The sequence below is a fragment of the Bacillus sp. BHET2 genome, assembly GCF_005938125.1.
Lineage (GTDB): Bacteria > Bacillota > Bacilli > Bacillales > Bacillaceae_B > Rossellomorea.
Genome location: NZ_VCQN01000005.1, coordinates 118,921 through 132,332, shown reverse-complemented (window position 1 = coordinate 132,332; position 13,412 = coordinate 118,921). Strand labels below are relative to the sequence as shown.

The window sequence follows — 13,412 nt, the reverse complement described above, 5'->3', positions numbered from 1 at the left end:
CAGTAGAAAAGAAAAAACTTCCCTAGTGGAAGTTTCCTTTTATTTCTTTATTTTCTTGATCACTTTTTCCATCAGTTCTTCTTCTGTCAAAGCCGCTACAGGACGATTATTCACAAACGCGAATGTCTTCTTCCGTCCTGGACCACAATAGGATTGACACGCTATGTCGATCGGTGCATCCGGGTCTATCTCTTTCAATTTCGGGATTAAGGATTTCAAGTTAACGGCCTGACAATCATCGCAAACACGAAATTCATTTGCCATCTGCCAACAACCCTTTCTATCTATTGAAATGGATTTCTTTCATCATAAACATCGATTTATAGAATACAGTTTTCCGCCTTCATTTGCAAGGGAACATCGCTGCAAGCTTCTAAAAACGCCACATATACAACGAAACTAGCAGACAGAAAATAAATTTAACATATTCGTATAAAAACCTTGAAAACTGTCCATCCTTTAATCAACGAATCATTTAAGAAAACTTTGGGAGTTGAGATGAAATGACGATGAAAACAAGACAGGATGCCTGGACGGAAGAAAATGATCTATTATTAGCCGAAACGGTCTTGCGTCATGTACGGGAAGGCAGCACGCAATTAAATGCCTTTGAAGAAGTCGGAGACAAACTGAACCGCACATCCGCCGCATGTGGATTCCGTTGGAACGCAGTGGTGCGTCACCAATATGAGAAAGCTCTTCAACTAGCAAAAAAACAACGCAAACAGCGCCACCGGATCCTTGGAAAAGATCAAGGCGGCAAGAAAAAGCTCCTCTATCAGCCACCTACACCTTCATTCGAAGATTTAGATGCTATGTCTCTATCAATGTCTGAAGCGGAAGAGGAAATGGAATTCGCCGAATACGAGAACTATGTTCCTGAAACCGAGCAGCTGGGGAAAGATGCTATCGACTCGCCGAACAACTTTGAAGTGGAAGCAGCCGAAGAACAAATCTACATTCCACAGCAGGCGCCAGTAGCGGATCACGTACTCAAGCCTTCAGGACTAAAAGGTGAAGTGACACTCGAAAAAGTCATCGCCTACCTGCAAAACCTGGCTCAAACCAACCTGAACTCCGACTATACGAAAATCGAGAATCAGAGATTAAAGCAAGAGATGACAGACATCAGAAAAGAAAATGCGGAACTTAAAAAGAAGGTTTCCGCACTCGAAAACAATTCCGTCACAATGCAAGAAGACTACGAAACATTAATGCAAATCATGAACCGTGCCAGAAAGCTCGTCCTATTCGATGAAGACGATGCAAAGGCACCACGTTTTAAAATGGATCGTAACGGAAACTTGGAAAAAGTAGCTGAATAGTGAGATTTTAAAACCAGCATGCCTGTGGGTGTGCTGGTTTTTTGGTTGGGGTTGGGCTGGGTATTGTGGTTCGATACTGTGAATGTTTGAACAAACTCTTTCTGTTTAAGAATAGAATAGAAATTAGTGCATTCTTTGTCCATTAAGAGTTAAAAATAGTTACTTTAAACCCTTTTTAGCTGGAAATATGAATTATTGGATGAAGATATGCTTTCTCTGTAGGGGTTGGTGCTCCGAGAAAAGCAGAGATGCGCTCCGATTGCGTCGTTTTGAGATTTATTGCGTCGGAATCGGGACCTATTGCGTCGTTTTTTTCTTTTATGCGTCAAAATTATCCCTTATTGCGTCATTTTTTCATTTTATGCGTCTATTACCAATTTCAACCATCCCAACTCCACCTTCCACCAACATAAAAAACCAGACCCCATCCCAAGCGGAGCCCAGCTTTCCTCAACGGCTATCCTAATACCTTCTCATTCCGATCGACTACCCGTTGATAATACATTTCATACATTCCATACTCTTCTCCTTGAAGAGCACTGCTGTAAAATTCCCCGCTGAACCCTTTCAGCGACTGCAGGAATCGGAGCATCACATCTTGAATCGATAATTCGATTTCGAGCAACTCAGATAATGACGCCATCACTTCAGGATCAATCATCGGAAATGTGAACTTCGTCGACCCATCCTTCAACCCTGTCTCATAGAAACGCTGAATCAGCCTCGCCCGATTAGAACCGCTTCCATTGACGCAGAGGTAAACTTGAACGGCGACTCCATTCCTGATTCTCCGCTGAGAAATTCCTGCAAACTTCCGGTCATTGATACTGAGATCATAGCTGCCGGGGCAGTAAGACTGTGTGATTTCCTTCGCCTCGATCTTCACATCGAACTCCTTGAACATATCCTCAACAAGTAACCACATGGCATCATAGCCACGGTTAATATCGATCCCTTTTTCAGAATCGGGGAAGACCAATGAAAGATTCAATACTCCTTCATCCAATACGACCGCGAGTCCCCCGGAGTTTCTTACAATATATTGATAGCCTTCCTCTTCCAATACCTTTAACCCATCAGAAAGAAACGGCAACTTTGTATCCTGAATACCGAGTACAACCGTTTGATGATGAACCCATGAGCGCGCCGTCGGATCAGACTGGGCTGCTCCAATGGCCGTGCACAACGTATCATCCATGGCAAACGACTGCAGGGCCCCGAACATCGGTCCCAAACTTGATTGATCAATCACTCTCCATCGGTCTTGACGGAGCAGTGCATACGCTTTTTCCTTATCCATAACGCTTCTCCTTCGCTGACAACATGCGAGCTTATTATATCATAAAATGGGGGTTGCTAAAAAAGGGGTTGGACAGTCTATGGGGTGGAGAGTTTGGGTTTGACTGTTAAAATACATGGTTTTTTTGACTGTTGAATATCGCTCTTGATTTGCCTGTTAAAATATACGGTTATTTTGACAGCTGAATTCCCCACTTAATTTGCCTGTCAAAATACACGGTTTTTTTAACAGCTGAATTCCCACCTTAATTTACCTGTCAAAATACACGGTTTTTTTAACAGCTGAATTCCCACCTTAATTTACCTGTCAAAAACAGACTGCTATTTAACAGCCAAACATCATCATAACCTTCAATCATCCCACTAAAAAAAGCTGGACCCCTTAAAGGATCCAGCTTTTTAAAATCACAGCGCCTGAGCAGCCGTAATCAATGCAAGCTTATACACGTCTTCTTCGTTACACCCACGGGAAAGGTCGTTTACAGGGGCGTTCAGTCCTTGAAGGACCGGACCGACTGCTTCGAAGTTTCCTAGTCTTTGGGCGATTTTGTAGCCGATGTTTCCAGCTTCAAGGCTTGGGAATACGAATACGTTCGCATTACCTTGGATGTCTGCTCCTGGTGCTTTTTTCTCAGCTACAGATGGTACGAAGGCAGCGTCGAATTGGAATTCGCCATCGATTGTCATTTCTGGTGCTTTTTCTTTTGCTAAAGAAACAGCTTCCACGACTTTTTCCGTTTCAGGTGACTTTGCCGAACCTTTTGTCGAGAAGCTTAGCATCGCAACACGTGGATCGATGTCGAACATTTCAGCTGTTTTCGCACTTTCAATCGCGATTTCAGCAAGATCCTGACTGTCAGGTGAAATGTTGATCGCACAGTCAGCGAAACAATACTTCTCTTCCCCGCGTACCATGATGAACACTCCGGACGTTTTGCGGACGCCTTCTTTTGTCTTGATGATCTGAAGTGCCGGACGAACCGTATCAGCTGTTGAATGAGCTGCCCCACTTACAAGACCGTGAGCCTGGCCAGTATACACAAGCATAGTTCCGAAATAGTTGCCGTCTAACAGGATTTTCTTCGCATCTTCTTCGGACGCTTTGCCTTTACGACGTTCTACGAATGCTTTCACAAGCTCGTCCATTCCAGCGAATGAAGCCGGGTCGACAACGTCGCAACCGTCGAGCTTCACACCTAATTGGTCTGCTTTCGCATTAACCTCTTCCACGTTTCCGACTACGATTGGCGTTAAGATGCCATCGTTTGCTAAACGGGATGCTGCCGTTAGAATGCGTTCATCTGTACCTTCAGGAAAGACAATCTTCAATTCTTTCCCTTTCACTTTATCTGTTAGTGTTGTAAATAAATTGCTCAATAGAGGAACCTCCTTGATTTATATATCCAATCTTAGAATACTCTTCTCATATAGGAATTCAAGAAAAAGGAGAAATGGTATCGGTTTCACCGTAAAAGTCTTTGTTTTCTAACAATTACTTCCCTCCTTATACTTAGCGCGTACGTCTATGTATTGCTCCGTTTAGTGTGTTCTAGAAATCACCCGGTTATCCGGCATTTGTGCCATTTTAACGACATATGGTGTTGTATTCTTACTCTTCGGTCAAACTATGATATAGTAAAGTTGGAAAAAGTACTTAAAGGAGTGATTACGTTGGCAGAACCAGCACAAACGTTAGATGGTTGGTATTCCCTTCATGATTTTCGCGCGATGGATTGGACTTCATGGAAGATGCTTCCGAGCGAAGAAAGAGCCTCGGCCATTTCGGAATTCCACCGTTTCTTAGATCGAATGAACGGGACTCAGGATGCGAAAGAAGGAAGTCATGCTCTTTACACGATCGTTGGTCAAAAAGCTGACTTCATGCTCATGATCCTTCGGCCGACAATGGAAGAATTAAATGAGCTTGAAAATGAATTCAATAAGCTGAAACTTGCTGAATTTACGATTCCAACTTATTCATATGTATCAGTCGTAGAACTTGGTAACTACATGCCTTCTGAAGGCGATCCATATGATAATCCATATGTACAGGAACGAATCTACCCGACTCTTCCGAAAGCGAACCATATCTGCTTCTATCCAATGGACAAGCGTCGCCAAGGAAATGATAACTGGTATATGCTGCCAATGGAAGAGCGTCGTGACATGATGAGAAGTCATGGAATGATTGGTCGCCAATATGCAGGAAAAGTGAAACAGATCATTACAGGTTCAGTTGGATTCGATGATTACGAATGGGGTGTCACTCTATTCGCCGATGATGTCCTTCAATTCAAAAAGCTTGTGTACGAAATGCGTTTTGATGAAGTAAGCGCACGCTACGGCGAGTTTGGTACCTTCTATGTAGGGAATCTACTAAAAGAAGAAGCGATTTCGAAATTCCTTCATGTGAACTAAATACACCATAAACGACAAGCTCCTTGCAGCTTGTCGTTTTTTTATGAAAACTCTTGCGGAAAGGAACGGTCCATTTTTTGACACAACCACTCATCTGAATAAGAAAGTCCCCTCCTTTATTCAAAAATACACACGAATATATTATTCTCACCCAACATAGACATGAAATAGTGAAACAGAAAACATCTTCTAAAGTGAGGTGAGAAGATGGCTGTTATTCCTTATAACGAGAAGGAAGTAAAACTCCTGGCTCGATTAATGAGGGCTGAAGCCGAGGGTGAAGGGCAGCTTGGCATGTTGATGGTTGGGAATGTCGGTGTGAATCGCGTCCGGTCCGATTGCCTTGACTTCAAAAAACTTGCTTCGCTTCAAGATATGGTGTTTCAAAGTCCAGGTGGATTCGAGGCCACCCAAAAAGGCTACTTTTATCAACGGGCCAGGCAAAAGGAAATCGATTTAGCAAGAAAGAGCATTAAAGGCGGCAGGTATCACCCGGCCCAATTTTCTCTATGGTACTTCAGGCCGGCAGGGGACTGTCCCGATACATGGTATAACCAATCTAAATCGGGGCGATTCAAGTCCCACTGCTTCTATCAACCTACAGAAGGCGATTGTCCGAAAGTGTATTAACGTTAATTAAAGGAGGTATTCGGTTTGGCGAACCAACAATCAAACCCGTATATGCAAGGGTATAATCAATCTGCATATAATCCATATGGTCAGTATTACGGAGGTGGGCAAGGTCAGGGTCAATACTATCCGCAACAGCAGGGTGGCGGGCAACAAGTACCTCAGGCGATGAATGCACAGGCCCCTTCTCAAAATGTGCAAGGAATGCTTCCCATTGAAGAATCGTATATCGAGAATATTCTTCGTCTGAATAAAGGGAAGGTAGCAACGGTTTACACCACATTCGAAAACAATAAGGAATGGAATGCGAAGGTTTTTAAAGGCCTCATTGAAGCGGCAGGTCGCGATCATCTTATCCTAAGTGATCCACAAACCGGGACCAGGTACCTCATCCCCATGATTTATTTAGACTACATTACATTTGATGAAGAAATTGAATATGAATATCCATACGGGGCAGGAAGCTCTATGCCCGGCTATTCACAACGATAAAAAAATACCCGGCAAGGAGTCGATCCTCCTTGCCGGGTATTTTTTTATAACGTTTTCGCTGCGAATACGATCAGAAGCACCCATGCTGCAAGGAAGCTGACTCCTCCAAGAGGCGTAATGGCTCCAAGCACCTTTACCCCAGATAAACTCAGGACATATAGGCTTCCTGAGAACAAAATCGTTCCGATCAGCATGAGCCAGCCTGACCAGGAAAGCAAGGATGTTGGAGTGACATTCCCCATCAGGACTCCTACGATGATGATTCCGATTGCGTGGAACATCTGATAGAGAACACCTGTATTCCAAATATCAATGTATTTCTGTGTTATCTTCCCTTCCAATGCATGTGCACCGAAAGCTCCTAAAGCGACGGACAAAAAAGCGTTGATTGCTCCAATAATAATAAACGTTTTCATGATGAACCTCCTATTCGTTGTTAAAAGTCAAATAATGAGTTACCATTGGCTCCGTCTTCCGTTTCAAGTGGCTCTTCTTTTTGAATGGAAACGGGCTTCTGACTTACCTGCGGTTCTTGCAAATATGGCATGTTTTGCTGGGATTGGTAGGATGATGGTGCATTAGCTGCTGCGCCGTTTTCTTCCAGCAATACTTCGCATAACGCTTTTATTGAATACACATGTTCACGGATGTGCTGTGGCTTCTCTGCCGACTTCGCTTTACCGAGTTCATGTTCGATTTTTTTAATTAATGATTGATGAGGAATGTTCACAATCGATGACTCCTTCCACAAGATCTTCCAGTAATCTTCACATACAGTATGTACGATTTCTCGTTTACCTACCTCATTATCCTAATTCTTATTGAAAGATTTCGCAAATGTCATCTTTGTTTAGGTTTGAATTTCATACACGGACTCCCTGAGGATCGGAAAACGACAAGTGAAGGCATCGCTTTCGATTTAAATCCGTACCCCTTACATCCCCTCGGATGAGCTTGTTCCCACGTTGTGTAAAAATAGTGACATTGAAAGCAGTTGATTCTCTCTTCCTTTTCCATGTACCGTCCTCCTTCTATACAATGAATTCCTTCACAAGAGAGTGTCATTCCATTGTTTCACGTGAAACATCAGGGGTTTACGCTCTACACCAATCGATTTCTTCCATTCCTTGTTCTCGCAAGAAATCATTCGTCTTAGAGTATGGTTTGCTTCCAAAGAAGCCCCTGTGTGCAGATAATGGACTCGGATGTGGCGCGGTCACGATGCAATGCTTAGAGGAATCAATCAAAGACTGCTTAGCCTGAGCATTTTTCCCCCACAAAATAAACACCACCGGCTTCTCCCGATTATTTACTAAGGATATGACATGATCCGTGAATGTTTCCCAGCCTTTTCCTTTATGAGAGTTGGCATTCCCATCTTGGACGGTTAAAACCGTATTTAATAGCAGGACACCTTGTTCTGCCCATTTGACCAGTGAGCCATGTGACGGTATCTCGCATCCAATATCATCGTGAAGCTCTTTGTACATATTTCGCAGGGACGGAGGGATTTTCACGCCTTTTCTAACAGAAAAACTCAACCCTTCTGCTTGATTGGGTCCATGGTAAGGATCTTGTCCCAGTAATACTACCTTTACATCCTCATACGCGGTATAGTGAAAAGCATTGAAAATGTCGTGCATGGGCGGATAGGTTGTACGGTTTTCATACTCCCCTTTAAGCCATTCTCTTAAATGCTGATAGTATTCCTTCTGGAGTTCGTCCTCCAGAACGTGCGCCCAATCGTTTTGAAAAATCATTGCCACTCCTCAGACACCCTTTCTAGTCTTGAAATTGGATTGTCGTGCTATAGCCTAATTGCTCAAAGAAACCCTTCAAAGACTTTTCAGCGTTCTTCTCTGCCGCTTGAAGGATTCCCTGCTGGATCGCTTCCTGACTGATTTGATCCTTCGCTACTTCTGCCAGGGCAAATCCTTCATTCCAGTTCACATCGTTTCTGAAGACGCCTTCTACAGAAAATGTCTTGATATGATCCGTATCAATCGAAGGTTCCTGAAGAATCTTTGCACGGGGAAGGGTCAATAGAATCTCTTTCTTCTCTTCATCGACTACTATATCCTCTTGACCGATTTGATGTAAATCCACCCCGGCGAGAACGGTCCCAGGCACTATCATGAGAAGCTTTCGTTTCGTACCAGGAAGGTCCGTATTGATTTCTTTCCCGAATAATTGATTATCCTCCTGTTCAATCACTGCCTTTACGAAGCCTTGAGCGGTAGCCAACGAGCTCATCTCTTGAATCCGCTCTACAAACGAACCCTTCTCTTCTGTAAAGGTCGATCCGGATAGCCATGTGTAAACCGCTATTGATGCCCCGCCCACTAATAACACTAACACCAAAAGGATGAGTAGCACTCTACTTTTCCATATGGACATAAGTGATGTAGCCACTCTCCATGAGGGATTCTGTCTACTCCTTCTATTTTCAATCGTCATCGAGGCACTTGTTTCCCTCTCCGTCGCTTTCAACTCTTCCAGGATGGCTTCTATTTCTTGTATTTTCTTCGACTGATTCGTCAAATGTCTTCACCTCTCTTCTATTATAGGAAATAATGTAGAATCTTGGAAACAATTATTCTCTTAAACGAATTTCTACATTATGGAAAGTTTTAATTCTATCTAGCCGGGAAAAGAATTAACAAGATACAAAATTCAAATTGGAGGTATTCATGATGTATAAAGTTAAAACAGTTGAAAATGTGGTAGCAGCTAAAAAAGAAATCGATATCCTTACAAGTGAAGGCTTCACAAAGGACGAAATCTACGTTTTTGCCCACGATAAACATCGATCAGAGCATATTACTGAAGCCACCGATACTGAAACCACTGGCCTTAAAGAGCAGGGGATCATTGAATCAATGGGAAATCTATTCAACAGTCGCGGAGATGAATTACGAACAAAGATGAAGGCTGTCGGGATGAACCAGGCAGAAGCAGATACCTATGAGGAAGAATTGGACAAAGGGAAGCTTGTCATCGTCGCTTCTAAAGAGGCAACGGATAATGATGCTAAACCATTCTAATGATAGTAAAATCAACCAAGACGTCGAAGAGATCCATTTCGACGTCTTTTCCTATTAAAGGGCAAGGTACAAAGAATTTGTATTCCCACCTTGGTTATTATATTCTTTAGTCAGACTTTTACGATGATAACGAACCATTTTCGATAGGAGGAATTAGAACCATGACATTGAAAAAAACACTGACGATTGCTGGATCCGATACGAGCGGCGGAGCTGGAATCCAAGCCGACCTTAAAACGTTCCAAGAGCATGGCGTATATGGCATGACCGCCCTTACCACTATCGTAACGATGGATCCGAACAATCATTGGCACCACAATGTTCATCCATTATCCATCGATACGTTGGAAGCACAGTTAGACACGGTCCTTTCTATCGGTATCGACGCCATGAAAACCGGGATGCTCGGTACAGTCGAAATCATCGAACTTGCCGCGAAGAAAATCGATGCATTCGGGTTAGATAAAGTCGTCATTGATCCCGTAATGGTATGCAAAGGAGAAGATGAAGTCCTAAATCCGGAAACGACAGTTGCCATGAGAGAGCATCTGCTCAAGCGTGCCACTGTTGTCACGCCTAACCTATTCGAGGCAGGCCAGCTTGCCGGGACAGGTCCTATCAAGACCATCGATGAAATGAAAGAAGCAGCCAAGAAGATTCACAATCTTGGCGCCAAAAATGTCGTCATCAAAGGCGGAAAACAACTACAACACGACAAAGCACTGGATCTATTCTATGACGGAAACGAATTCATTCTACTAGAAGAAGAAAAAGTAGAAACCAGCTATAATCACGGAGCAGGCTGTACATTTGCAGCAGCCATCACGTCTAACCTCGCAAACGGACAAGATGTGAAAGAAGCCGTTCAAAATGCGAAAACCTTTGTCACAGCAGCCATCAAGCACGGATTCAAACTTAATGAATACGTAGGACCCGTCATGCACGGAGCTTACAACCGTTTTGAAAAATAAACACCAACCAGTGCCAGGCACGAAATTCCCTATTCGTGCCTGCACTTTTTTTGATTTGAGGGACGGACTTCTGGATGACTCCACTTTAAACTTCCTTTACGAATCCCATCAGCACTCTACATAATAAACCCCTCCCCCACCCAATCATACTTTTCGCATTCACTCATGAATTTTAGTAAGATAGTACATAATGGTTAAGAGTCTTTTCTGTATTTAAGGAGGAAAAAGAATGGAACCGATCAAGATTGCTGAGGTGCAAGGGATCATTACTCAACTTGCACAACAGGACGTTTATATACATTTAGAAACAACGAACGGAGCCTATGCTTCTCACTTCAATGAAGGCTTCTTTTCTGCAGGAGCCTATATACGCAATGCGAAAGTCAATTATGAGCACGGAAAAATCATTGGGGACGGACCTTACCGTGTCGGACTGAAAATTGAAATCGGCTGGATTTATGCCGAAGGACTGACTCATTATGAGTTCGATGAACATGGACGCCTGCTGCTTGCAGGACATGGCGGGGACGGGAAACTGGCCGTTGCCCTTGAGATCAGCCCAACACCTTTCAACTAAGCCAACAATCACTTGAACGAATAGTAAAGGAGAGGTCAAAATGGAAAAAGAAAGACAAGTACTCGTCATCTTTCCTCACCCGGATGATGAAGCATTTGGTGTATCAGGTACCATTTCTACACACGTTAAAAATGGATCACCAGTTACCTATGCTTGCCTTACACTAGGGGAAATGGGAAGGAACCTGGGGAACCCACCCTTTGCAACTAGAGAGTCACTTCCCTTAATCCGCAAGAATGAGCTTCAAAAAGCCGCAGATGTAATGGGTATACAGGACCTCCGCATGATGGGGTACCGAGATAAGACGCTTGAATTTGAAAATGATGAAAAGCTTTCAAACATGGTGATGGAATTGATCGACGAATTAGATCCATCTCTCATTATCACGTTCTATCCGGACTACTCTGTCCACCCGGATCACGAGGCAACAGCAAGAGCGGTTGTTCGCGCCGTTCGACGTCTTCCGAAAGAATCAAGACCGAAGCTTCACTGTCTTGCGTTCTCAAAGAACTGCGAAGAAGCATTAGGAAAGCCTGATGTCCTTATCGATATCACACCGGTCAAAGATCAAAAAATCGGTGCCATGAAAGCCCATATCTCTCAAACCGCATGGATGCTGAAGGATTTGGAAAAAGGCATACAGCAAAAAGACCCAGAAGCGTTAAAATGGGTGACCGTCGAGCGATTCTGGAGCTATCAATGGGAAAACGACACCGTACAATAATGTTTTGAAAAGAGTTTGGGCTATGCTCAAGCTCTTTTTTTGTCCTCTTCTAAACGTAAAGGGGAAGCATAAATTATATAATGAGTGATTACTCACTTTACAAATCTCTTTACATCCTTTATATTGAAAGTGAGTAATCACTCATTAATTTCTGAAAGGTGTGATTCAGTTGAATTCCATCATCCAATTAAGGGAGCTTTCAAAATCATTCGGCTCTCAGGACGTATTAAAAAATGTCTCTCTCGACATCCCGAAAGGTCATATTTATGGTTTATTAGGTCCTTCCGGTTCCGGAAAGACAACGATCATCAAGCTCATGATCGGACTTGAAATGCCATCATCCGGAAGCATAACTTTCAAAGGGAACAAGCTAAAAGCAAACGAACTGTATCCATCGATCGGCTATATGGCTCAATCTGATGCTCTATATGATGAGCTGACTGCAAAAGAAAACTTATCTTTTATGGCTTCCCTTTATGGATTGAAGAAGGCCGAACGGAAAGCACAAATTGAAAAAGTGATGAACACGGTTGATCTTCTGGAACACTTGGATAAGCCTGTTCATCAATATTCTGGAGGGATGAAGAGAAGATTATCCCTTGCTATCGCCCTCCTCCACGATCCAGAGGTTCTATTTCTAGATGAGCCAACCGTTGGAATCGATCCTGTCTTGCGGAAAGAAATCTGGGATAGCTTTCATCGTCTCAAGAATGACGGAAGAACCCTCATCATTACAACACATGTAATGGATGAAGCGGAAAGATGCGATCGTCTTGGGCTATTGCAGCATGGTGAAATCATTTCAAGTGATACACCTACTGCAATTAAAGAAGCGTACGGAGTATCTTCGATTGAAGATGTATTTCTGAAAAATGGAGGTGTCACAGTTTGAGAATTAGAGGTTTTGTCATCCGGATCCTCCAACAGTTACTCAGAGATAAACGAACACTCGCATTAATGTTTTTAGCACCCTTGTTGATTCTTAGCATGCTGTCTCTCGTCTTTAACTCTGATGATTATGAAGCTAAAATAGCGATTGTAGATCTGCCACAGCAGCTAGAAGCGAAATTCGATACAAGCGACTTTGAAACATACGCCAGTCCTGATAAGGCATTGAAGGGTATTAAGAACGGTGATCTGGATGGCTATATATCATTCGAGGATCCCACTTCTCCTGCAATCGTCATCGAAGGCAGTGAACCCACTGTCAATGGGGCGGTCATGAAAAAAGTTCAATCCCTGTTCCCTTCCAACTCACAAAACCTTGGCGATAATGTTAAGTATGTGTACGGAAGCAAGGACATGGAAATGTTCGATTCCTTTGGACCAGTACTTCTAGGATTCTTTGTTTTCTTCTTTGTTTTCTTAATCAGCGGTGTATCCTTTCTAAGAGAGAGAACGACGGGAACGCTCGAGCGACTCCTTGCTTCTCCTATTAAAATTTGGGAAATGGTCGTCAGTTACGTCATCGGCTTCGGCATTGTGACTCTCTTGCAGGCATCCTTGATCAGCTGGTATTCGATTTACGTTTTGGATATGATGATGAAGGGCAGTTTCTTCAATGTATTGATCATCATTGTTTCTCTATCTTTCACCGCTCTTACTTTAGGAATATTGCTATCGGCTTTTGCCAAGAATGAATTACAGATGATGCAGTTCATTCCGATCGTGGTGGTCCCACAGATCTTCTTTTCCGGGCTGTTCAATTTGGACACCATCACTGAATGGCTTAGTTGGATCGGCAAGATCACACCGCTGTATTACGCTGCCGATGCACTAAGAGATGTGATGATACGAGGATTTGCATTCGAGGATCTACTCTTTAATTTATCTGTGCTGATTGGATTCTCTTTACTCTTTATCATCCTGAATGTTGCAGCCCTGAGAAAATACCGTAAAATATAGGGTAAGTAATTCTCTATTAGGAGAACG

At 43.1% G+C, this 13,412-nt stretch carries 18 protein-coding genes; 10 read left to right on the top strand and 8 right to left on the bottom strand.

The window, feature by feature from the left end; translation table 11 throughout:
- Nucleotides 1–39: 39 nt before the first annotated feature.
- Entirely contained in the window at nt 40–264 is a 225-nt protein-coding gene (locus FGG79_RS17750) for a YuzB family protein (protein WP_098351460.1), read from the bottom strand.
- A 245-nt stretch (nt 265–509) separates the two neighbouring features.
- Here FGG79_RS17750 and FGG79_RS17745 point away from each other — a divergent pair, with 245 nt between their 5' ends.
- Entirely contained in the window at nt 510–1,325 is an 816-nt protein-coding gene (locus FGG79_RS17745; RefSeq protein WP_138781092.1) for an RsfA family transcriptional regulator, read from the top strand.
- 457 nt (nt 1,326–1,782) lie between these two features.
- On the opposite strand, the gene lipL is transcribed toward FGG79_RS17745, so the two are convergent.
- A complete protein-coding gene (gene lipL / locus FGG79_RS17740) occupies nt 1,783–2,625 on the bottom strand; it encodes an octanoyl-[GcvH]:protein N-octanoyltransferase (RefSeq protein WP_138780789.1) in 843 nt (280 codons plus the stop codon).
- Between the two features lie 404 nt (nt 2,626–3,029).
- The gene (gene pta, locus FGG79_RS17735; protein WP_138780787.1) at nt 3,030–4,001 is read right to left on the bottom strand and encodes a phosphate acetyltransferase; all 972 of its coding nucleotides are present in this window, start codon (nt 3,999–4,001) and stop codon (nt 3,030–3,032) included.
- A gap of 294 nt (nt 4,002–4,295) precedes the next feature.
- Between pta and hemQ the strand changes: the two genes are divergently transcribed.
- The 3 genes from hemQ (at nt 4,296) to gerQ (ending at nt 6,164) form a co-directional block, all read left to right on the top strand.
- Nucleotides 4,296–5,042, top strand: a complete 747-nt coding sequence (gene hemQ / locus FGG79_RS17730; RefSeq protein ID WP_138780785.1) for a hydrogen peroxide-dependent heme synthase — start codon at nt 4,296–4,298, stop codon at nt 5,040–5,042.
- Between the two features lie 207 nt (nt 5,043–5,249).
- Nucleotides 5,250–5,672 carry a cell wall hydrolase gene (locus FGG79_RS17725; RefSeq protein WP_138780783.1) on the top strand — a complete coding sequence of 141 codons (423 nt, stop codon included), beginning with the start codon at nt 5,250–5,252 and terminating at the stop codon, nt 5,670–5,672.
- A gap of 51 nt (nt 5,673–5,723) precedes the next feature.
- Entirely contained in the window at nt 5,724–6,164 is a 441-nt protein-coding gene (gene gerQ, locus FGG79_RS17720) for a spore coat protein GerQ (protein ID WP_138781090.1), read from the top strand.
- Between the two features lie 44 nt (nt 6,165–6,208).
- On the opposite strand, the gene FGG79_RS17715 is transcribed toward gerQ, so the two are convergent.
- The 5 genes from FGG79_RS17715 to FGG79_RS17695 all read right to left on the bottom strand — a co-directional run bounded on the left by FGG79_RS17715 (nt 6,209) and on the right by FGG79_RS17695 (nt 8,705).
- Nucleotides 6,209–6,580: a DUF423 domain-containing protein gene (locus FGG79_RS17715; protein ID WP_138780780.1), complete on the bottom strand. Its 372-nt coding sequence runs from the start codon at nt 6,578–6,580 to the stop codon at nt 6,209–6,211.
- Between the two features lie 20 nt (nt 6,581–6,600).
- The gene (locus tag FGG79_RS17710) at nt 6,601–6,894 is read right to left on the bottom strand and encodes a YwdI family protein (RefSeq protein ID WP_138780778.1); all 294 of its coding nucleotides are present in this window, start codon (nt 6,892–6,894) and stop codon (nt 6,601–6,603) included.
- Nucleotides 6,895–7,004: 110 nt separating this feature from the next.
- A complete protein-coding gene (locus FGG79_RS17705) occupies nt 7,005–7,181 on the bottom strand; it encodes a uracil-DNA glycosylase (RefSeq protein WP_138780776.1) in 177 nt (58 codons plus the stop codon).
- A 77-nt stretch (nt 7,182–7,258) separates the two neighbouring features.
- A complete protein-coding gene (locus tag FGG79_RS17700) occupies nt 7,259–7,924 on the bottom strand; it encodes a uracil-DNA glycosylase (RefSeq protein ID WP_138781088.1) in 666 nt (221 codons plus the stop codon).
- A gap of 22 nt (nt 7,925–7,946) precedes the next feature.
- On the bottom strand, nt 7,947–8,705 hold the full coding sequence (locus tag FGG79_RS17695) for a DUF4230 domain-containing protein (protein ID WP_240794325.1): 759 nt from the start codon (nt 8,703–8,705) through the stop codon (nt 7,947–7,949).
- 152 nt (nt 8,706–8,857) lie between these two features.
- Here FGG79_RS17695 and FGG79_RS17690 point away from each other — a divergent pair, with 152 nt between their 5' ends.
- From FGG79_RS17690 to FGG79_RS17665, 6 genes are all read left to right on the top strand, one after another.
- Nucleotides 8,858–9,208, top strand: a complete 351-nt coding sequence (locus FGG79_RS17690; RefSeq protein ID WP_138780774.1) for a YflT domain-containing protein — start codon at nt 8,858–8,860, stop codon at nt 9,206–9,208.
- A 161-nt stretch (nt 9,209–9,369) separates the two neighbouring features.
- Nucleotides 9,370–10,179 (top strand): pyridoxine/pyridoxal/pyridoxamine kinase, encoded by an 810-nt coding sequence (gene pdxK, locus FGG79_RS17685; protein ID WP_138780772.1) that lies wholly within the window; start codon nt 9,370–9,372, stop codon nt 10,177–10,179.
- Nucleotides 10,180–10,408: 229 nt separating this feature from the next.
- Complete coding sequence (locus FGG79_RS17680; RefSeq protein WP_138780770.1) at nt 10,409–10,756, top strand: YojF family protein; 348 nt, start codon at nt 10,409–10,411, stop codon at nt 10,754–10,756.
- A gap of 40 nt (nt 10,757–10,796) precedes the next feature.
- Complete coding sequence (bshB2, locus tag FGG79_RS17675) at nt 10,797–11,480, top strand: bacillithiol biosynthesis deacetylase BshB2 (RefSeq protein ID WP_138780768.1); 684 nt, start codon at nt 10,797–10,799, stop codon at nt 11,478–11,480.
- Nucleotides 11,481–11,649: 169 nt separating this feature from the next.
- The gene (locus FGG79_RS17670; RefSeq protein WP_138781084.1) at nt 11,650–12,372 is read left to right on the top strand and encodes an ABC transporter ATP-binding protein; all 723 of its coding nucleotides are present in this window, start codon (nt 11,650–11,652) and stop codon (nt 12,370–12,372) included.
- Entirely contained in the window at nt 12,369–13,385 is a 1,017-nt protein-coding gene (locus FGG79_RS17665; RefSeq protein WP_138780766.1) for an ABC transporter permease, read from the top strand. The genes FGG79_RS17670 and FGG79_RS17665 overlap by 4 nt, the downstream gene beginning before the upstream one ends.
- The last annotated feature ends 27 nt before the right edge of the window (nt 13,386–13,412 follow it).